We start from the raw sequence: 19,305 nt of genomic DNA on the forward strand, positions 1-19,305 counted from the left end.
TTAATTAAAGTTTATCACCCTATCGTAATCCTGTATGAGTCTTGAGAGGTTGTAGGTAGAACTACTCTCAAAGAATTCAAGGGCCTTTTCTATGCCCCTCTGGTGGGCAGAGTGGGCGCAGTACAAAAGCCTTGCTCCCAGCTCTTTTAGTCTTTTTGTCTCTGGCCTTATGATGTAATAGGCACCGTTTCCGGTAAAGAATAGAGCCACTTCGCCTTTTTTTGTAAGCTCTTCTACAAGTCTTACTATGGTGTTGTAGTCCTTAGCAAAGGGGTTGCTGGTTATTATAAAGAGAAATCTCATCTTACCTTTCTTATGAGGATTTCCCAGGTGTTTTCCGAAAGCTGGTTTACGGCCAGAACCTCTTGACCTTCTTCTCTCATGCTTTTTGGAACGCTCTCCGCCGAAGGCTTATAATCCACTATTACCCTTAACACCTGTCCCACTTCCATCTGCTCAAGGGCAAGCTTGCTTTTTACAAAGGTGAAGGGACAGACATCACCCCTTATATCCAACTCCTTATCGCAGTTTATCTTCTCCATAGAACTTTTAATTATAAGAACCTCTTTTTTACTTTGCAAGGACCCTTTCCACCTCCGCCAAGGAGGTTATGCCCTTTCTAACCTTCAACACACCTGTTTCGTAAAGGGTCCTCATACCTTTTTTGCGAGCAAGGTCCCTTATATCTTCTGAAGTAGCACCCTTTATTATCAGTTTTCTCATCTCCTCATCCACCTCCAATATCTCATGCACTGCCGTCCTACCTTTATAGCCAGAGCCGTTGCAATGCTCGCAACCCTTGGGATTTGCCTTATAAATTGTTATGTTTTCATCCGGGCTTTGTAGAACACCCAGCCTGTATAGGGCTTCCCTTGGGGTATCATCCACAAGCTTGCACCTTGGACAAAGCTTCCTTACAAGCCTTTGGGCCACTATAAGGATAACAGAAGAGCCTACAAGGAAAGGTTCTATACCCATATCCACCAGCCTTGTAATGCTGGAAGGTGCGTCGTTGGTGTGCAGGGTGGAAAAGACCAAGTGGCCCGTTAGAGCCGCTCTTATGCCAATCTCGGCCGTCTCTGTGTCCCTTATCTCACCTATGAGTATTATGTCTGGGTCCTGCCTTAGAAAAGCCCTTAGTACATTGGCAAAGGTAACTCCTATCTTCTCGTTTATTTGAACCTGGTTAAGCCCTGGTATGGAGACCTCCACCGGGTCTTCTGCGGTCATTATGTTTACATCTGGACTATTCCTTTCCATAAGGGCAGCATAAAGGGTGGTGGTTTTACCAGAACCCGTTGGTCCTGTGACCAGTATCATACCCCAGGGCGTCCAAATTGCTTTTCGGAACTTTTCAAGGTCATCTGGCTCAAAGCCCAGGTCCTCAAGCTTTACGTTTAGGTACTTTTCAGCTTCCTGTATTCTCATAACTATCTTCTCGCCATATACGGTGGGAACCGTAGATACTCTAAGGTCTATTTTCTTACCCTTATACCTTGTCCTTATCCTTCCATCTTGAGGGCGCCTTTTTTCTGAAATATCAAGGTTTGCTATGATTTTATAACGTGCTGTGAGAGAGTCCTTTATCCTTACAGGAAACTCGTGGTATATCTTTAATACACCATCAACCCTATACCTTATAACCAATTTCTTTTCTTGTGGTTCTATATGAATATCTGAGGCTCCAAGGTTTACCGCCTCCGCTATAAGAAAATTTGCCAGTTTTACTATTGGGCCTTCTCCCGATTCTGCAACCAACATCTCAAGGGGTATTTCTGGTTGAGAAGACTCTATTTCCAGCTCTTCGCCAAGCTCCATACCTTCTATAATTCTATCTATGGGAGGATAAAGTTTATCAAGGATAGCGTCTATAGTCTTTTTCGTGCCTACATATGGTATTACTATGTCTATCTTTGTTTTGAACTTAAGCTCGTTTATGGCCGCTTGATTGAAAGGGTTTATCATGACCACGTGTAGTTTTTGCGCCTTTCCATCTTCTCCTCTTTCGTATTTTATAGGTGCTATGCTATGTTTCCTCAATAAGTCTTCTGGTAATTTATCCTTTATATCTTCCGGAATGTTTATATCTTCTGGACTACCGGTCCAAAGCCTTTGTCTTAAATATTTTTGATAAAAATCCAAAAGCTTTGTATCGTTTAAAAAACCCATCCTATATAAAGCACTAATTATGTCTTCATCCTTTTCCTTTTCCTTTTGGGCCTTAAGAGCTTCATCTCTTTTTACATACCCAAGCTTTACCAAGGTGTCCAAAAGCTTGGCCTCATCCATAGCTTTCCTCTTGAGAAGGGAATATACCCTTTTCTACCTCTTCTTTGAAGGACATAAGGGCTTTCCTAAAAAGCTCTGCCCCATCCACATACCTTTTTACAAACTTGGGCTTTATCTCCTCCACAAGGCCCACCAGGTCATAAAAGACAAGCACCTGCCCATCGCAATAGGGACCAGCACCTATACCTATGGTTATAGCCTTTGAGCTTTCTGTTATCTCCTTTGCCAGATCCTTTGGCATGCTCTCCAAAACTACCATAAAGGCTCCTGCCTCTTCTAAGGCCTTAAAATCCCTTTTTACCCTTTGGGCCTCCTCTTCTACTTTTCCCACCACCCTGTAGCCTCCCAAGGCATGCACGCTTTGGGGTGTAAAGCCTATATGACCTACCACAGGAATGCCTATATTTACGAGCCTGTAAACAAGCTCTGCCACCTCCTCACCGCCTTCTATCTTCACTGCGTTGGCGCCTGTTTCTTTCATAACCCTTCCACAGTTCCTTATGGCCTCTTCAAGGCTAACCTGATAGCTCATAAAGGGCATATCCACTATAACAAAGCTTTCCTTTGCTCCCCTTCTTACGGCCTTTGTATGGTATATCATCTCCTCAAGGGTAACGGGTAGAGTAGAATCCAAGCCCTGAAAGACCATACCCAAAGAATCACCCACCAATATGCAATCTATACCCACCTGGTCGCAAAGCCTTGCAGAAAGGTAATCATAGGTGGATACCATGGTGATCTTCTTACCCTCCCTCTTCTTCTTAAAAAGGGTTCTTATAGTTATACCTTCCATAGCTACCCTTCTTTTTTCTCCGCTTGCGCCTCTTCAAACTCTTTCAAAAGCTCCAGAACTTTCCCTATGGTTTCTTGCATAGCCTTTATGTCCGATAGGTCCCTCATCTCTTTAACAAGTTTGAGCAAGCTTTCCAGCAATTCTTCCTTGTGGGGGCCATCACCCACCCTTATTTGGTAAGCGGATGCTGTGATGGGGTTTATTATGGCATTTACTATAATGCGTGCGTTTAAACGGTCTTGAACTTGCATAAGGCTTTCAAGCTCCTTTTGGACCTTTTTGAGTAAGCTTATGCCAATTTCAAACTCCTTGGTCATACAACTCCTCCAGAAAGAGTTTATGAATTAAAAATTTTACCATCTTTTTAAATAGTCCTCCAATATCCTACCATGGTCAAAGCATAGATTATCTAAGGGAAGCTCTTCCAGTTTAAAAACCCTTACCTTTTTTGCATCATCTCCAGCCTTTGGAACACCTTCCGCATCACATACAAAGACAACAGAAACCACATGAAATCGTGGGTCCCTTTTGGGGTCCGAATATACTCCAAAGAGCCTGTTTATTGTAGCATTTAGTCCGGTCTCTTCCTTTACCTCTCTTAGCACCGCAGACTCTACGCTTTCTCCAATTTCCACAAAGCCACCAGGCAAGGCAAGGCCGTAAGGAGGGTATAGCCTTTCTATCAGGACCAAACCTTTAAAGCTTTTTCCCTCCCAAAGCCTCAAGATGGCATCCACAGCTAGGTAGGGCGTCTTTATTTCCATAAAAATATTTTAGAGGTTGTGGGTCTCATCCTTTAGCCTTCTGAGGACTTCAAGCATTTCGTTAAATTTTTCATCGGACATCCTTCTTATCTTCTTTGCCTGTCCAAGGGTGACCGTGTGGGGCAGTATTTTCCTTAAGATGGGGTTCTTAAGGGGCGTAAAGCCATAGCTTATTAGCACATCAAGGGCCTTTGGCAACCTTCTTAAAAGCTCTCCAACGTTGGTATTTTCATCTATTTCAAACTCCCCTCTATGGCTTTCTTCTTTCAGCATGGCCGGACCGCTACGCCATATCCTAAGAAGGTATCCTTCTTCTGTTTCCTTTAATTCATAATCGTAGCCCAGCTCCTTTAGCCTTGGAAGTAAATGAGTAAAGGGCCTTGAACCTAAGACTTCCAAAACCTCCCCTTCCTTTAATCTTTCAAGGGCCTGGGCTACCTTAACCATAGGCTGAGGTGGCTCTAAGTTTCTAACATCCAACCTCATGCTTTAACTATCCGCCTGAGATGGCGTTTATCACTCTTACTTCTTCTCCATCCTCTATAAGGTCCCTCTCCTCCAGTATTTCCTCACCTTTTACTACAAAGGCATATTCCCTTGAGAGGCCCAAGGCCTTCAATAGCTCCAAGGCTGTTATCTTATCCTTTTCAAACTCCAATTCCTTTATCTGCCCTCTGTAGCTTACCTTTACTCTCATGCCTTTAAAGCTCCCCTAATGCCTTCATAGACCATAAGCGTTGCCTTTGACTTATTTAGCGTATAAAAGTGAAGACCTGGAACATTGTTTTCCAAAAGGTCCAAGCACTGCTCTATGGCAAACTCTACGCCTATTTTTAATGTCTCTTCTGGACTGTCCGCATAGGGTTCTAATCTCTCTATTAGCCTTTGGGGTATGGTGGCACCGCACATGCTGGCAAATTTTTGCACCTGCCTGAAGTTGGTTATGGGCATTATGCCCGGTATAATGGGTATGTCTATGCCAGCCTTTTGGCAAAGGTCTACAAACTCGTAGTAGTATCTATTATCAAAGAACATCTGAGTTATGGAAAAGTCTGCACCAGCCTCCACCTTCTTTTTAAAATACTTTATCTCCCATTCCATATTGGGAGATTCGGGATGGCCTTCTGGATAAGAAGCCACGCCTATGGAAAACCAATCGCCGTAGTTTTCCCTTATTAGGCTTACAAGCTGGTCCGCATGTTTGCATGCACCTTCCGGTGGTTTAAAGTCTGGCGTATTGACGGGTTTGTCCCCCCTTAGGGCCAAAAGGTTCTCTATGCCTATTTCCCTGTATTCTTCTATTATCTGCAAAAGCTCTTCTTTGCTATGCGCTATGCAAGTAAGGTGGGCCATAACTGTAAGGTCTGTTTCTTTGTGTATCCTTTCCACCACTCTCCTTGTTCTGTCCCTTGTGCTTCCACCAGCTCCGTAGGTAACGGATACAAAGGATGGGTTTATACTCCTTAGGTTTTTTATGGTTTGAAAAAGCTCCTCTTCCCCTTCTGGAGTCTTTGGTGGGAAGAATTCAAAGGATAGGCTAAAGTTGCCCTCTTTTAGGTACTGCCCTATCTTCAAGCAAGGCCTCCGCAAAGTTTATAAGCTTTATTTTACAAGGAGTTGGTGATTTTATGAACATGCTTAAAAGGCTTATAAGCTTTTCCACCTCCTCTGGGTGCTTTTTTACAAAGCTTTCCAAAAATTCCAAGCTGTTTTCTATTTCAAAGCTTAGATCCTTTGTGGCTTTGACTTCCTGTATGCTTTTACCTTCTTTGAAGGCCCTTAGGGCCTTTATAGCCCTGCTTATGAGGTCATCCCTGCTCTTTGCCCATTTTAGGTCCGTATACCTTAGGGTAATCTCAAAGAAGGCCCTAAGGACCTGTTCCATAAGCTTAGCCCAGCTCCTTTAAGTCTTTTATTAGTTGGTCTACTTCTATGGCTGGCATGGTGAGGGTCCTTATGGTCCCTCTTGAACCAAGCTCCAAGGCCATCTTTACCACTGTGTCATTGTCCGGTGCCTCTATTATGTTTACAAAGTCGTAGGGTCCCATTACCGCATACTGGGCCAATATTTTGATGCCAAAGCGGTCCATCACCTCTTTGTCCACTTCCTTTATCCTTTCTGGCCTGTGCTTTAGGGTTTTCATTCCTTCATCGGTTAGGGTTGTTAGCATCACATAGATAGGCATGGCTCTCACCTCCTAAGTGTTTTCCTTTCTTATATGATAAGTCTTTAAACTAAGTTTGTCAAAGAGTTCATAGATAACTGGAAGCAGGAAGAGACTAAGAGGTAAACCGGTAAATATACCACCTATAACCGCAATAGCTAAGGGCTTTCTGAGTTCTGCACCTGCAGTAAGACCTAAGGCTACAGGCGTGAGGGCTGAAACTATGGTAAAGGTGGTCATTAAGATAGGTCTTAACCTTTCCTTCCTCGCTTGGAGTATGGCTTGGCGTGTGGGCATACCTTCCTTTCTTAGCTGTATAATCCTCTCTATAAAGAGCACTGCATCCCTAACTATTATGCCTACCAAAAGTATTACGCCAAAGTAAGATGGGACGCTTAAAGAGGTGTTGGTTAAAAATAGAAGGCCAAAGGTTCCTGCCACAGCCAAAGGTACCATCAAAAGCACTGTAAAGGGGTGTCTATAGCTCTCAAAGAGGGAAGCCAAAACCATGTAAACTCCCACAAGGGCAAAAAGAAGGGCAAAGCCAAGGCCCTGAAAGGCTCTCTGAAACTCTTTGGCTTGGCCTACAGGTTCAAAGGTGTAGCCCGGTGGTAGGTTATTTCTTAACCAGCTTGTTAGCTCATCCACTGCGTTGGCCAAAGGCTTTTCTGGGGATAGGTTGGCAAAAAAGGTAAAAGAGTATTGCCTGTTGTAGCGGTTTATGGCCTTGTAGCCGGGGGCAATTTCCATCTCCACAAGCTCTGTAAGGGGTATGAGTTCTCCCTTTGCATTTCTTACAAAGACCTTTTTAAGGTTTTCCCTATTTTCTACAAAGTTTGGCAAGGCTTTGACGTATAGGTCGTAGCTCTCCGCACCAAGCTCATAGGTGCCAAGTTGGAACTTTCCAAAGAGGACGTTTAAGGTGAGGGCTATGTCCTCCACGCTCACTCCAAGGTCTCCAAGCTTTTCTCTGTTTACTCTTATCTGCACCTGTGGTTCGTTTAATCTTAGGTCCGTATCCACATCCCTATAGCCTGGCCTATTCCTAAACTCTTTTACCAGCTTTTCTGATATACTTTGAAGCTCCTCAAGGGATGGGCCTTTTATAACATACTGAAGGTCCACCTGTCTTCCTCCTCCCGGTCCCACTATGCCCGGTGGTTCTACGCTTATTCTTACATCCTTAACCTTTTTGAGCTCCTCCCTTACCATCTCCATTACCTTTGCCTGATGGGGCCTTTTCCCTTCCTTTAAATACACAAAGCCTAAGCCACCGTTCACGTCTGGCCTTCCTGCCACGCCTTGTCCCACAGCCATACCAAAGCGGTCCACATAGGGGTTTTTCAAAAGGATCCTTTCTATCTCTTCCGCCTTTTTCCTTGTGTATTCAAAGGAAGAGCCGGTAGGCGTTTCAAACCTTATGAGAAATCTTCCCTCATCCACTATGGGGAAAAATTCTTTTTTAGTGGCTTTAAATAGCTGGAAGCCTATGAAAACGCTTATGAGTGAGAGGGCTATAACAATGGCTTTGTGGTCAAGGGACCATCTCAAAAGCCTATCAAAAAAGGCTTCAAAGCTTTGGTATGCTCTTGTAAAGGGGTTTGAGGGTTCTTCGCCTTTTACAAGCCTTGAAACCGCCATGGGTGTAAAGCTTATGGCCACAAGGTAAGAAAGGGCTATGGCTATCGCCAAAGTGAGGGCAAAGCTACCAAAGAGCTTGCCCACCACACCTTTTAAAAATATGATGGGAATAAACACTATTACCAAAGAGGCGGTGGAGGCCAAAAGTGCGAAGATAACTATCCTTGTTCCAACCTCTCCCGCCTGCAAAGGATCAAGGCCTTCCTCATACCTTCTTCTAAATATGCTTTCAAGCACAACTATGGCGTCGTCTATGACTATGCCTACAGCCACCGCAAGGGCAAGGAGGGTAAAGGTGTTTAAAGAGTTTCCAAGCTGGTATATAAAGAAGACTGTCCCCAAAAGGGTTATGGGTATGGCAAAGATGGGAACAAGGGTAAGCCTTAGACTGCCAAGGAAGAAATAGACCACAAGGGCAGTAAGGAGGCTACCTATGATGATCTCCTCTATGGCCGCCTTTACGCTGTCCTTTACAAAGATGGAAGAGTCAAAGGTGTAATCCATACGCATACCTGGCGGAAGCTCCCTGTTTAGCTCTTCCATCCTTTTCTTTACCGCATCTACCACAGCCACCGTGTTGCTTTTGGATTGCTTATAGACCACAAGGGCTACAGCCTGCTCTCCCTTATACCGTGCCATACCTCTAAACTCATCCTCGGTAAACTCCACAAAGCCCACATCCTTTAGCCTTACACCGTTTCTTATATAGACTCCTTCCAATTCCTTTGGATCCTTTACCTTACCGTAAAGCCTTATTATGTATTCTCTGTCCTTTCCATAGATGGCTCCCGCCGGGGACTCTAAATGATTCTTCTTTATAGCATCAACCACATCCTGAAGGGCAAGGCTTCTTGAGTATAGCCTTTCTGGGTCAATCCTAACCCATAGCACATTGTCCCTGAAGCCCCCAAGGTCCACCTGTCCTACGCCGTTTATCCTTTCAAACTCCCTCTTTATTACCTTATCCGCCCAATAGGCCAAAGTTTGATAGTCCGCCGTCTTTGAGTGAAGCAAAGCAACAAAGACAGGAGCAATAGATGTATCCACCTTCCTTACCAAGGGTGGGTCCACACCCTCCGGAAGCCTACTTAAAGCCCTTTGGACTGCATCCCTTACCTCCTGTGCTGCCACATCTATGTCCTTTTCAAGGGAAAAGGTTATGGTTATTCGGGAAGTGCCAGCAAAGCTGGCAGAGGATATGCTTTCTATACCGCTTATAGTGGCTATTTGGTCCTCTATCTCCCTTGTTATATTCACATCCACCACATAAGCGTTGGCACCCGGGTAGTTGGTAACTATGGAAACTGTGGGAAAGTCCACATCGGGAAGGCGGTCTATAGGTATGACTCTGAGGGAGTATAGGCCAAGCAAGATAAAGGCTATCATGAACATCCAAGAGGTTACCGGCCTATGTATAAAAAACCTGTACATGGTAATGTATATTATAACCGACCGACTGGTCGGTATGTTTGTCCTTGTGAAAATCTGGTCCATCAATCTTGTAGAAACACCTTTTATATGATGAAGATTATCCTTTTATGTTGCATTTAAATATATGGTTTTGAGTTAAAATTTAAGCCATGAAAAGCTATGATGTGGTTATTGTGGGTGCGGGTGGTGCTGGGCTTCGCACCGCTATAGAGTGTGCAAGGGACCCATCCATAAAGGTGGCTGTGGTTTCTAAGGTATATCCCACGCGTTCACATACAGGTGCGGCGCAGGGAGGTCTAAACGCCTCCCTTGGTAATGCCATGCCCCAAGACACTCCAGAGGCACATGCCTTTGATACCATAAAGGGCGCAGACTTCCTTGCAGACCAGGAGGCCGTTTACTTTATGTGCAGGCATGCGCCGGAGGTGGTCTACGAGCTTGACCGATGGGGTGTGCCTTTTTCAAGGATGGAGGATGGCAGGATAGCTCAAAGGCCCTTTGGTGGTGCCTCTTTCCCAAGGACTGTCTATTCGGCCGACAGGACTGGCCATGTGCTTTTGCATACCCTTTTTGAGCAGGCTCTTGCCAAAGATAACATAGACTTTTTCAACGAGTTTTTCCTCTTGGACCTACTTCACAACGGCCAAAGGGTCAAGGGTGTGGTGGTCTATGATATAAGGAACGGCGAGGTGGTTGTGCTTAGAGCCAAGGCGGTGGTTTTGGCCACCGGTGGCTTTGCCCGTATATACTGGCAGAGAAGCACCAACGCAGTGGGAAATACGGGTGATGGTGTGGCGGTAGCCCTTTTGAACGGCCTTCCCCTCAAAGATATAGAGTTTATCCAGTTCCATCCCACTGGCCTTGCCAAAACTGGTATTTTGCTCTCTGAGGCCTGTCGTGGAGAGGGTGGTTATCTTATAAACAAGCTGGGTGAGAGGTTTATGGCAAGGTATGCGCCAGAAAAGATGGAGCTTGCGCCCAGAGATATGGTATCAAGGGCCATAGAGTATGAGATAAGGGAAGGAAGAGGTTTTGGAGAAGGCACTTCTGCCTACGTGCTTTTGGACCTAAGGCATTTGGGAGAAGAGAAGATAAAGGAAAGGCTTCCACAGGTGCGTCAATTGGCCATAGACTTTGAGGGTGTGGACCCTGTCTATGACCCTGTGCCTATAAGGCCCACAGCCCACTACTGTATGGGTGGCATACATGTGGAAAACTACATGACCTCCGCCACGCCCATGGAAGGCCTTTATGCAGTGGGTGAGTGTGCTTGTGTTTCTGTGCATGGTGCCAACCGCTTGGGTGGAAATTCCCTTATAGAGCTTCTTGTCTTTGGCAAGTTCTGTGGTATATCGGCCAGAGAGTATGCCAAACAGGTAGACTTTTTGGACATAGCCCCGGGAGAAGAGAGAAAAGGGGAAGAGTTTATAGAAGGGCTTATGAAGAGGGAAGGCAAAGAAAGACTGGCCGATTTGAGAAAGAGAATGGGAGATATTACATGGGAGAAGGTTGGCATATTTAGGGATGAGGCATCCTTAAAGTCCGCCTATGAGGAGCTTTCTGAGCTTATTGAAAGATGGGAAAGGGTGCCAGTGGTGGATAAAAGCAAGGTCTTTAACACAAATCTGGTAGAGACTATAGAACTAAGGAACATGCTACACCTTGCAAGGGCAGTGGCCTACTGTGCCTTGCATAGAAGGGAGTCAAGGGGTGGCCATTACAGGGAAGACTACCCCGAAAGGGATGATGAAAACTTTTTGAAACATACCATCCTTAAGCAAGAGGGCGATAAGCTAAGGATAGAATACTCTGAGGTGGACATAAAATACCATCAACCGGCGGAGAGGAAGTACTAATGGACCCACAACAGGCAGTGGTGGCCTTACCAGCCATCATGATGGCTGTAATACTTCATGAGTATGCCCATGGATGGATGGCCTATAAGATGGGAGACCCAACGGCCAAAGAGGCAGGAAGGCTAACATTAAACCCTATCCCCCACATAGACCTCTTTGGCACCATAATCCTCCCAGCCCTTTTAATGCTACTCTCCTCTCCCATTCTCTTCGGATGGGCAAAGCCCGTGCCTATAAACCCTCTAAGGTTTAGAAACCTAAGGTATGGCACCTTTTTTGTCTCCATTGCAGGCATCCTTATGAACCTCTTCCTTGCCATATTCTTTGCTATCCTCTTTAGGCTTATAAAAGAGGGCTACCTTAACTTCCTTGGAGACCCAATAATCCTTCCCCTTGCCCTTTTCTCCGCCCAAGCTGTGCTTATAAACCTTGTGCTTGCCTTTTTCAACGCCATACCCATACCACCTTTGGATGGAAGTAGGGCCCTTATGAGCTTTTTCTCCGTAAAATACTGGGAACTTTTTTATAGGTTTGAAACCTATGGTTTTCTCATAATAACAGTCTTGCTCTTTACTGGAGTATTGGGAAGGATCATATTTCCACCCATACTGTTTCTATGGAACTATCTTTTAGGTAGGATATGAGGTCTTGGGTATATTACATAGAGATTTTGGCACATTACGAGGGTGGAAGGCAAGAAAGAAGGTCTGCCGTGTATGTGGTGGCTTTGCCTTCCGATGAGGAACTAAGCCCTGTAGATATGGAATGTTATGCTTCCGAGTATGCACCTTTTAAGCTTGCTTTAAACCATGGTAAGGCCTATGCTATAGGAGTGGATGAAGCCATAAAAAAGCCGGAGAACTATAACCTGTCTGGCTACAGGGAGGATTTGGAGCTGTATGTTTTTAAAGAGGGGCTTAGCTTTCGTGAAGGCCTTGTGGAAGTGTATAAATTACTCTATGATTCTTTAAACAAAGAAGACCTCTTAGCCGTTGAACCCGTGGTGGATGTGGGAAGCCCACCCAAGGACCTTATGCTGGAGTGTTTAAAAGAGGTTATATTAACTTAAGCCCTTTTCAAAATCTTCGGGTTTTATGTTTTCAAGCCATTCTCTTAGTTTTTCCTTTTCTTCATCCTCCTCCGGCTTTGGCACTTTGGACTTTTCTAAAACTTCCTCCTCAACGAAGACTGGAACATCAAACCTTAATGCAAGGTTTATGGCATCGCTTGGCCTTGAATCTATAACCAAAAGGTTGTTCCCATGTATTATATGAAGCTCCGCATAGTAGGTGCTATCTCTTAAGTCGGTTATTACCACCTTTTCAAGCCTTGCACCCATACTTTCTATTATGTTCTTTGTAAGCTCATAGGTCATGGGCCTTGGCGGTTCTATCCTTTGAAGCTGGCGTACTATACTGTCTGCTTCAAAAACACCTATCCATATAGGAAGGATCACTTCCTCATTGTCTTTTGCCCTCAAAATCACTATAGGCATCTGAGACACAGGGTCAAGGGTTACTCCATGCACAACCATCTCTATCATGGCAAACCTCCACCTATAAATTTACTCCTTACCACCAAGAGCTTCAACTTTATTTTGAAATCTCCTCTCCAGCCTTTTCCACTCCCTTAAACCTATGCTTACAAAATGGGCACACCTTAGCCCTCCAATGCACTTCACTATAGCATTCTGGACATCGTTTTTTGCCTTTTAGGTATAGAAAGATGTTAAAGTGGAAAAGTAGCCTTGGTATCAGATACAGGCTAAATATGAAGAGAACTATAAGCCATGCCTTAAGAGGTGTTAGTGGGTCAAAGGACCTAAGCCACAAAACTGTGGCGCTTACCGAGGCTATCCAGAAGGCTACCCTTCTGTCTAAAAAAACTTGTGCAAGAAGTTGAATAAGGGCCATATAAAGAAAAAACTGGAAAAGGCTATTTTGAAAAAGAGGTTCAAGCATCTTTAGGTCTTCCATCCTTTACAAACCCCCTAAGTATAAGTGTGAACAAAAAGCCAAAGATAAAGCCTAATAAACAAGCTATAAAACTCAAAAACCCATAAAAAATATAAGAAGTATAAAGGGCAAAGGCCCAAAGGAAAAGCTTTAAAGGTAGGCTAAGCATGTAAAAATTTAAAAATCCTTTCTTTACAAGCCTGTGAGTAAGCTCTACAAAGCCTACTCCCAACACAAAGCCAATAATAGAAAAAAGCAAAAACCTTTCCACAATATAATTTTAACCTTATGCCAAAAGTTATCATACTTGAGGAGGGTGCAGATCTTGATGCCCTATCTTCGGCCTACGGGCTATTGCTTCTTTATGAAGATGCTTATCTTTTAAAGCCTTCTTACCTTTCCAAGAGAGCAAGCGAGGTTTTAAGCTCCTTTTCTGATAGCTTCCGTATGCTGGAGGAACTTCCAGAGAAATTTGACCTTCTTTTGGTAGACAGCCACAACTATGAAGAATACCTCAAAAGCTTCGGAGATAGAATAAGGGACATATACATTTACGACCATCATCCAAAGGCTCCAAAGGGCTTTAAAGGAAAGGTGGATAGCGTGGGAAGTTGCACCACCCTTGTAGTGGAAGAGCTGATGGAAAAAGAGATAGAAATAGATTCTTTATCAGCCACCCTTTTAGCTTTTGGCATATACGAGGATACGGGCATGCTCACTTACGAAGGCACCACTTATAGGGATGCCAAGGCTATCGCATGGCTTTTAGAAAGGGGTTTGAACCTTAGCCTCCTTAGAAAAAGCCTTAGCGGTGGTATAAGCAAGGAGGAGATAGACCTTCTTTCAAAGCATATGGTAAGCTTGGAAAGCCTATATGTGGATGGAAAGAAGATAAGCCTTGTGGTTCTTAGGATGGAAGAGTATAAACCGGATATTTTGAGCTTGCTTTATGAACTAAAGGAGATAAAAGAATCCTCTGCCTTTTTTGTTATAGTGGAAGCGGGTGGCAAAAGCTACCTTTTTGGTAGGTCCATAAGGGGTGAATTTGATGTATCCGCCGTGCTTGAAAGCTTTGGAGGTGGAGGGCATGAGTTTGCCAGTGCTGGCAAGTTTGAAGGAGTGCCAGCTGAGAGGCTAAAGGGCCTTCTTGAAGCCCTCTTAAAAGGCGAAAAAGTTCCCTTGAAGGTAAAAGAGATAATGAGCTATCCACCCTTTTTGATCCATGAAGATATGGACGTTGACCTTGCCCTTCTTGAGCTAAGTCAAAGGAACTATGCGGGGGCACCGGTCATAGACGATAGAGGAAGGCTTGTAGGCATTGTGTATAAGAAAAACCTTCTCAAGGCCCAAAGGCACGGCATAAAGGGAAAGGTAAAAGATTTTATGGTGGAAGAATTTCATACCTTGGAGCTGGAGGACTTTATATGGAAGGCAGAGGAAATACTTTCCAAGTATGGGGAAAAGCTCATACCCGTGGTGGAAAAGGATAGGGTTGTGGGTGTTATAACAAGGATGGACCTTTTGCATGCCTACAGAAGGCATATACAAGGCCTTAGAGCCATTGAAAAGAAGATAAGCATACCAGAAGATATAAGAGGACTTCTTGAGGAGATAGGACAGGAAGCAAAAGGGCTGGGCTATAAGGTTTACTTGGTGGGTGGTGTAGTAAGGGACCTTCTTATGAGAAAAAGAATATGGGACCTTGACTTGGTGGTGGAAGGTGATGCCATAGCTCTTGCCTGCAAGCTTGGAGAAAAATGGCAAGTGAATTGCCACACCTTTCAAGAGTTTGGCACGGCCCACATGAAATATAAGGACTATAAGCTGGAGTTTGCTACAACAAGGAGGGAAACCTACCCGCATCCCGGCTCTTACCCTGTGGTGGAGTGGGCAACTCTAAAAGAAGACCTCCTAAGAAGGGACTTTACTATAAACGCCATGGCCCTCTCTCTAAACCCGGAGGATTTTGGCACTCTTATTGACTACTTTGGAGGCCTGAGGGACCTAAAGGATGGAATTATAAGGGTCTTACATCCCATGAGCTTTGTGGAGGACCCGGTTAGGATTTTGAGGGCTTTGAGGTTTGCGGGAAGGTTTGGCTTTAAGCTATCCAAAGGCACAGAAAAGCTCCTCAAAAAGGCTGTAAGCCTTGGGCTGTTAAAGAAGGCACCGAGGGGTAGGATCCTCAACGAGCTAAGGCTTGCTCTGAGAGAAGAGAGGCTTTTGGAAATACTTAGGCTTTACAAAAGGTATGGTGTTCTTGAACAGATCATAGAAGGCTTTGTATTTAAGCCGGAGCTGGAAAGCCTTTTGGAAAGGCTAAAGGATATAGTAAGCTGGCATAAGATAGAGTTTCCACAGGAGGCCTTGGACTATGGCTGGGTATTTTTGCTTTTGCTTTTAAAAGATACAAAGGGAGAGGACCTTCTCAAGGAGATTAGCGCACCCTCTTGGGTAAGAGAAAGCTACAAACTGATGAAAGAAAGCCTACACAATCTCATAAGCCAACTCCAAAAGGCACAAAAGCCTTCTGAAATCTACCTTACCCTTAAGGGAAAGCCCACAGCACTCTTGCTTATCCTCATGCTTTACCAAAAGGAAAAGGTAAAACTTTACATGGAAAGGTTAAGGTTTATCAAAGTAGATGTGGAAAACTTTAAACACCTAAAAGGAAAGGAGCTTGGAGAAGCCATAGAAAGGGAAAGGCTAAGGCTTATGGACAGCCTACTCCTCTGATAGATAGCTAAATATGGCTTCTATGATAGAAAGTAGGATGGATATTATATTGGCTGCCAAGGCCCCTATGGCAAGGCTTACTGCTTCCTGAACATCACCCAAAAAATATATAAAGGTGGCTGGAATAAGGTGAAGGTCTGCCACAAGGCTTGCCGCAGTCATCTCTGTAGCCAGTATTTTGCCCTCTCCGAGTTTAAGTATGGTAGCTGTAAGATTGGTTATAACCGTTATTACAAGCTCATATGGATTTGGATTGAATATAAAGCTAAGGTTGGTGGTAAGAGCCATAAGAAGGAAGAAGTCTGTCATTATCTTTTTAAGCTTCATGTAAAACCTCCCTGTAAAAGTTCATAGCTTTACGTATATTGGAAGGCTTGCCAAGGAGTAATAAGGTATCCCCACTTTCTATCTTTGTATCGCCGGATACGGTTAGATCAATGCTTCCATCCAATTTCCTTATTCCTATGATGGTAACTCCGTAGGTCTTTCTTAAGTCCATATCCCTTAACCTTTTGCCTACAAGATGGCTACTTTCTCCAACGTTAAGCTCCACTATCTCCAGCTCTCCTTCTTCCCCGTAAGCTATTCTATCAAAAAGGTCCGAAACGTATCCACTTGTCTCATGAAGCATGTAGGAGAATATCCTGTTAGCTATAAGCTTATCTGGGACAATTACCTTATTGGCGCCAAGCTCTTCTAACTTTTTGGCGCTGCCGTCCGTGGGTGCGGTAGAGTATATAAAGAGTTTTTCCTTGTCTGGTTGTAAAAGCCTTGCGGTGGCAATTACCGCTATATTTTTTGCTTCATCTTCCATATTGGCTATAAGGTATTTTTGCCCTTTCTATACCGGCCGCTATTAGGGCGCTTTTCTTAAAAGGTTCTTCCGTTATAAAGTACTTAATATTATGAAGTTGGATATACTTAAGAGCTTCTTCTCTTGCGTCTACGACCACAAATTCTATTTTTCTTCTTTTTAGAGCCTCCACCAACCATGCAGAAGCCCTGTTATAACCACATATAATGGCATGGTCTTTTAACTTTTCTATCTGAGAAAGCATACGTATATATTTTAGTAGATTTAGTAAGTTCCCTTTTAAAAATATGCTTATAATGACCGTGGCAGAGGTAGTAAACACGCCAATACCCATTACAGCCAATAAAGTTGTAAAAATTCTACCAATAGGCGTGTCCGTCCCCTTTGCTATCTCACCAAATCCTATGGTTCCAATAGTAATAACAGTCATATAGATGGAGTCTATAAAATTACCACCTGAAAGCATCATATAGCCCAAAGTGCCAATGCTAATGGAAAAGTGTAGGAGAAGTAGAGGTATTTTAAGGTCTTTTAGAGACTCTATAAATCGTTCTTGATATATTTCAATAAGTTTTTTCTCCTTTTTCTTTCTTATTCTAAGCTTCTTTTTAATGTTTTTAATCTTGCGTCCCACAGGATTTATTTTATCATGCGTGATCAAGAAAAGGACAAGGCAGTCTTAAGAATATAAAAGAGCTGGGCTTATGAGCCCAGCTTTGTGTAAAAAAGGAGGAGAAGGAAGGCAAGGCATGCTTTATGCGAATATCTCCCTTCCATCCTCTCTCCAAACCGCTACGGTAGAAGGCCTTGGAATGTTGGCCGTGCCATCATAGGGCCACCTGCTTGAGGGGTTATTGGTATCTGTTTCTCCCGGATGCTGTATGTTGCAGAAGAAAGTCTTCCAATCATCGGAAAACTCGGGACCGCATATTTCACAGCCCTTTACTCCAGAAAGGAACATTTTAAGCTCTTTTGTAAAGGGATTTAAAACATAAACTCCATCGTTTTTATTGAGCCTGCTTGAGCTTGGGTTTCCATCGGTGGCTATCCACACGTTGCCAAGTTTGTCTATCACAAAGTTGTCCGGTGCTGATATGGCTGGCACCTGAGAGTTTGCAAACTGTCCGTAGATGATGAGCCTATTATCTATTATCGGAGAGTTTGGGTCTCCACATAGCACTGGTATCTGCCACCTAAAAGTTGTGGAAGCTGGGTTTTGATTGTCTTCCATGATCTCAAGTATATGGCCCATATAGTTGGGTGACCTTGGGTTTGAAGCATCTGCGGGAGGTTGACCAGATTGACCCCTTCTCTCATTGTATGTAAGTGCCACCCATACGCTTTTGCTCATTGGGTTCCATTCCACATCCTCCGGCCTGTCCATCTTGGTAGCTCCAAGGGCGTCGGCAGCTCCTCTGGTGTTTATAAAGCATAGGGCTGGGTCATTTTGAAATTCCTGCGGAAGGGCTGGGTTTGGTGTGATCTGATATGTGCCATCGGGATTCTTCTCACACCTGGCTATTAGCATCCATTGGCCTGTAAGATTATCGTTAAACTTTGCTACATAAAGCTCTCCCTCGTCCAAAAGTCCCCAGTTAGCATCTCTGTTGTTTGGGTTGTATGTGCCTTTGGTTATAAACTTATACACATACTGGAACCTCTCATCATCTCCCATATAGACCACTACCCTACCATTTGGTGCCACCACGCATGTAGCCCCTTCATGCTTAAACCTTCCGAGGGCTGTCCTCTTCACAGGCTTTTTGCTTGGGTCCATTGGGTCTATCTCCACCACCCACCCGAACCTAAAGGCTTCGTTAGGCTCTTGGTTTATGTTGAACCTGCTGTCTATGTTATGAAAGCCGTAATACTTGCTGTAGCCACTTGGCACACCATACTTTTGGTGTATGGCCTTAACTGTAGGGTCCTGCACCTGGTTTATATCTCCATAAAAGTATGAGTTAAAGTTTTCTTCACAGGTTAGCATGGTGCCCCAAGGCGTTTTCCCTCCTGCGCAGTTGTTGAGAGTGCCAAGTACTTTTGTGCCAGTTGGTTCTTGAGAAGTCTTCATCAAACTGTGCCCCCTTGCAGGACCGGATATGTCTATCTCCGTTGAGCCTGTTATCCTTCTATTGTATGATGAGCCTTTCACATACTCCCAAGAGCCATCGGGCCTTCTTCTTACCTCCACTATGGAAACGCCGTGGGCCTCAAGCATAAACCTTGACTCATTTGCCGTAGGCCTTCCAGAGTTTGGATTGCCTTGAGCATCTAAAAAGTTGCTAAACATGAGCTCTGGGTTTGCGTATTCGTGGTTTATGGCAAGGAGGATTTTCCCGTTGGGAGTTTTGAAAAAGCCCAAAAAGTCGCAGTTATAACCAAAGCAATTCTTTTGACGTTCTATATCTTGGTCCGTGGGACCATTTTGGTAGATGCTGTCCCAATTTAGGTTTGGACCACTATCCAGCGCATCTCCCCACCTTATTACCACGTTGTGCTTGTAGCCTTCTGGCACAGTTATCTTGTCCTCTGTGTTTGGATAGATGGTTTTAAAGCTTAAAGGCGACTGGGTTACCTCCGCCAAGGAGCCACCGCCCCCACCACAGGCCACAAGGGCAAGGCCCGCACTACCAAAGATGGCAGACTTTAATACCTCTCTCCTACTCAAGGCTCTTTTCAATACGTCCCCAAAATACTCACCCATGGCTTTGCCTCCTTAAGGTTTTGGACTAAGTTTATGGGCTTTTTGTTAAGAAATCTTTAAGGTTTGGTTAAGTTTCGGTTAAGGTTTATTTCCTGTTCTTTTCTTAGTCTTTTGCCATAGTTTCTTTGTCTCATTTATTTTTTGCAAAAGGATTAAT

Annotated in this window: 23 protein-coding genes; 4 read left to right on the forward strand and 19 right to left on the reverse strand. The window is 44.1% G+C overall.

Features of this window, described 5'->3' with window-relative positions; translation table 11 throughout:
* From ACZ5GB_RS01575 to ACZ5GB_RS01630, 12 genes are read right to left on the reverse strand one after another with little or no spacing between them, the layout of a single operon-like run.
* Nucleotides 1-303 carry a DsrE family protein gene (locus ACZ5GB_RS01575; protein WP_464327238.1) on the reverse strand — a complete coding sequence of 101 codons (303 nt, stop codon included), beginning with the start codon at nt 301-303 and terminating at the stop codon, nt 1-3.
* A complete protein-coding gene (locus tag ACZ5GB_RS01580) occupies nt 300-542 on the reverse strand; it encodes a sulfurtransferase TusA family protein (RefSeq protein ID WP_464327239.1) in 243 nt (80 codons plus the stop codon). The genes ACZ5GB_RS01575 and ACZ5GB_RS01580 overlap by 4 nt, the downstream gene beginning before the upstream one ends.
* A 28-nt stretch (nt 543-570) precedes the next feature.
* Nucleotides 571-2,289, reverse strand: a complete 1,719-nt coding sequence (locus ACZ5GB_RS01585) for a GspE/PulE family protein (protein WP_464327240.1) — start codon at nt 2,287-2,289, stop codon at nt 571-573.
* Nucleotides 2,282-3,082, reverse strand: a complete 801-nt coding sequence (gene panB, locus ACZ5GB_RS01590) for a 3-methyl-2-oxobutanoate hydroxymethyltransferase (RefSeq protein WP_464327241.1) — start codon at nt 3,080-3,082, stop codon at nt 2,282-2,284. The genes ACZ5GB_RS01585 and panB overlap by 8 nt, the downstream gene beginning before the upstream one ends.
* 2 nt (nt 3,083-3,084) lie before the next feature.
* Nucleotides 3,085-3,399 (reverse strand): hypothetical protein, encoded by a 315-nt coding sequence (locus tag ACZ5GB_RS01595; RefSeq protein ID WP_464327242.1) that lies wholly within the window; start codon nt 3,397-3,399, stop codon nt 3,085-3,087.
* A gap of 36 nt (nt 3,400-3,435) precedes the next feature.
* Nucleotides 3,436-3,846 carry an NUDIX domain-containing protein gene (locus ACZ5GB_RS01600; RefSeq protein ID WP_464327243.1) on the reverse strand — a complete coding sequence of 137 codons (411 nt, stop codon included), beginning with the start codon at nt 3,844-3,846 and terminating at the stop codon, nt 3,436-3,438.
* A gap of 9 nt (nt 3,847-3,855) precedes the next feature.
* Complete coding sequence (locus ACZ5GB_RS01605; protein WP_464327244.1) at nt 3,856-4,332, reverse strand: DUF1858 domain-containing protein; 477 nt, start codon at nt 4,330-4,332, stop codon at nt 3,856-3,858.
* A 7-nt stretch (nt 4,333-4,339) separates the two neighbouring features.
* On the reverse strand, nt 4,340-4,543 hold the full coding sequence (locus ACZ5GB_RS01610; protein ID WP_464327245.1) for a MoaD/ThiS family protein: 204 nt from the start codon (nt 4,541-4,543) through the stop codon (nt 4,340-4,342).
* Nucleotides 4,540-5,421 (reverse strand): methylenetetrahydrofolate reductase [NAD(P)H], encoded by an 882-nt coding sequence (gene metF / locus ACZ5GB_RS01615; protein ID WP_464327246.1) that lies wholly within the window; start codon nt 5,419-5,421, stop codon nt 4,540-4,542. Before metF ends, ACZ5GB_RS01610 begins: the two co-directional genes overlap by 4 nt.
* Nucleotides 5,384-5,731 (reverse strand): hypothetical protein, encoded by a 348-nt coding sequence (locus ACZ5GB_RS01620; protein WP_464327247.1) that lies wholly within the window; start codon nt 5,729-5,731, stop codon nt 5,384-5,386. Before ACZ5GB_RS01620 ends, metF begins: the two co-directional genes overlap by 38 nt.
* A 4-nt stretch (nt 5,732-5,735) precedes the next feature.
* Nucleotides 5,736-6,032, reverse strand: a complete 297-nt coding sequence (locus tag ACZ5GB_RS01625) for a GYD domain-containing protein (protein WP_464327248.1) — start codon at nt 6,030-6,032, stop codon at nt 5,736-5,738.
* Nucleotides 6,033-6,044: 12 nt separating this feature from the next.
* The gene (locus ACZ5GB_RS01630; RefSeq protein WP_464327249.1) at nt 6,045-9,083 is read right to left on the reverse strand and encodes an efflux RND transporter permease subunit; all 3,039 of its coding nucleotides are present in this window, start codon (nt 9,081-9,083) and stop codon (nt 6,045-6,047) included.
* Nucleotides 9,084-9,232: 149 nt separating this feature from the next.
* Between ACZ5GB_RS01630 and ACZ5GB_RS01635 the strand changes: the two genes are divergently transcribed.
* The 3 genes from ACZ5GB_RS01635 to ACZ5GB_RS01645 are packed head-to-tail and all read left to right on the forward strand — an operon-like array spanning nt 9,233 to nt 12,008.
* Nucleotides 9,233-10,939: an FAD-dependent oxidoreductase gene (locus tag ACZ5GB_RS01635; RefSeq protein WP_464327250.1), complete on the forward strand. Its 1,707-nt coding sequence runs from the start codon at nt 9,233-9,235 to the stop codon at nt 10,937-10,939.
* Nucleotides 10,939-11,583 carry a site-2 protease family protein gene (locus ACZ5GB_RS01640; RefSeq protein ID WP_464327251.1) on the forward strand — a complete coding sequence of 215 codons (645 nt, stop codon included), beginning with the start codon at nt 10,939-10,941 and terminating at the stop codon, nt 11,581-11,583. Before ACZ5GB_RS01635 ends, ACZ5GB_RS01640 begins: the two co-directional genes overlap by 1 nt.
* Nucleotides 11,580-12,008 carry a hypothetical protein gene (locus ACZ5GB_RS01645; RefSeq protein ID WP_464327252.1) on the forward strand — a complete coding sequence of 143 codons (429 nt, stop codon included), beginning with the start codon at nt 11,580-11,582 and terminating at the stop codon, nt 12,006-12,008. The genes ACZ5GB_RS01640 and ACZ5GB_RS01645 overlap by 4 nt, the downstream gene beginning before the upstream one ends.
* Here ACZ5GB_RS01645 and ACZ5GB_RS01650 read toward each other — a convergent pair.
* From ACZ5GB_RS01650 to ACZ5GB_RS01660, 3 genes are read right to left on the reverse strand one after another with little or no spacing between them, the layout of a single operon-like run.
* Complete coding sequence (locus tag ACZ5GB_RS01650; protein ID WP_464327253.1) at nt 12,000-12,482, reverse strand: bifunctional nuclease family protein; 483 nt, start codon at nt 12,480-12,482, stop codon at nt 12,000-12,002. The two genes, ACZ5GB_RS01645 and ACZ5GB_RS01650, sit on opposite strands and share 9 nt — an antisense overlap.
* Nucleotides 12,483-12,531: 49 nt before the next feature.
* The gene (locus tag ACZ5GB_RS01655) at nt 12,532-12,915 is read right to left on the reverse strand and encodes a hypothetical protein (protein WP_464327254.1); all 384 of its coding nucleotides are present in this window, start codon (nt 12,913-12,915) and stop codon (nt 12,532-12,534) included.
* A complete protein-coding gene (locus ACZ5GB_RS01660; RefSeq protein ID WP_464327255.1) occupies nt 12,893-13,165 on the reverse strand; it encodes a hypothetical protein in 273 nt (90 codons plus the stop codon). The genes ACZ5GB_RS01655 and ACZ5GB_RS01660 overlap by 23 nt, the downstream gene beginning before the upstream one ends.
* Nucleotides 13,166-13,182: 17 nt before the next feature.
* Here ACZ5GB_RS01660 and ACZ5GB_RS01665 point away from each other — a divergent pair, with 17 nt between their 5' ends.
* Nucleotides 13,183-15,630 (forward strand): CBS domain-containing protein, encoded by a 2,448-nt coding sequence (locus ACZ5GB_RS01665; RefSeq protein WP_464327256.1) that lies wholly within the window; start codon nt 13,183-13,185, stop codon nt 15,628-15,630.
* Here the strand turns inward: ACZ5GB_RS01665 and ACZ5GB_RS01670 are convergent.
* The 4 genes from ACZ5GB_RS01670 to ACZ5GB_RS01685 all read right to left on the reverse strand — a co-directional run bounded on the left by ACZ5GB_RS01670 (nt 15,619) and on the right by ACZ5GB_RS01685 (nt 19,148).
* Nucleotides 15,619-15,957, reverse strand: a complete 339-nt coding sequence (locus ACZ5GB_RS01670) for a DUF6394 family protein (RefSeq protein ID WP_464327257.1) — start codon at nt 15,955-15,957, stop codon at nt 15,619-15,621. The two genes, ACZ5GB_RS01665 and ACZ5GB_RS01670, sit on opposite strands and share 12 nt — an antisense overlap.
* On the reverse strand, nt 15,947-16,444 hold the full coding sequence (locus tag ACZ5GB_RS01675; protein ID WP_464327258.1) for a potassium channel family protein: 498 nt from the start codon (nt 16,442-16,444) through the stop codon (nt 15,947-15,949). The genes ACZ5GB_RS01670 and ACZ5GB_RS01675 overlap by 11 nt, the downstream gene beginning before the upstream one ends.
* Nucleotides 16,434-17,078, reverse strand: a complete 645-nt coding sequence (locus ACZ5GB_RS01680) for a potassium channel family protein (RefSeq protein ID WP_464327259.1) — start codon at nt 17,076-17,078, stop codon at nt 16,434-16,436. The genes ACZ5GB_RS01675 and ACZ5GB_RS01680 overlap by 11 nt, the downstream gene beginning before the upstream one ends.
* A gap of 120 nt (nt 17,079-17,198) precedes the next feature.
* The gene (locus ACZ5GB_RS01685; RefSeq protein WP_464327260.1) at nt 17,199-19,148 is read right to left on the reverse strand and encodes a PhoX family protein; all 1,950 of its coding nucleotides are present in this window, start codon (nt 19,146-19,148) and stop codon (nt 17,199-17,201) included.
* Nucleotides 19,149-19,305: the final 157 nt, after the last annotated feature.

This window comes from Hydrogenobacter subterraneus, from assembly GCF_055390195.1.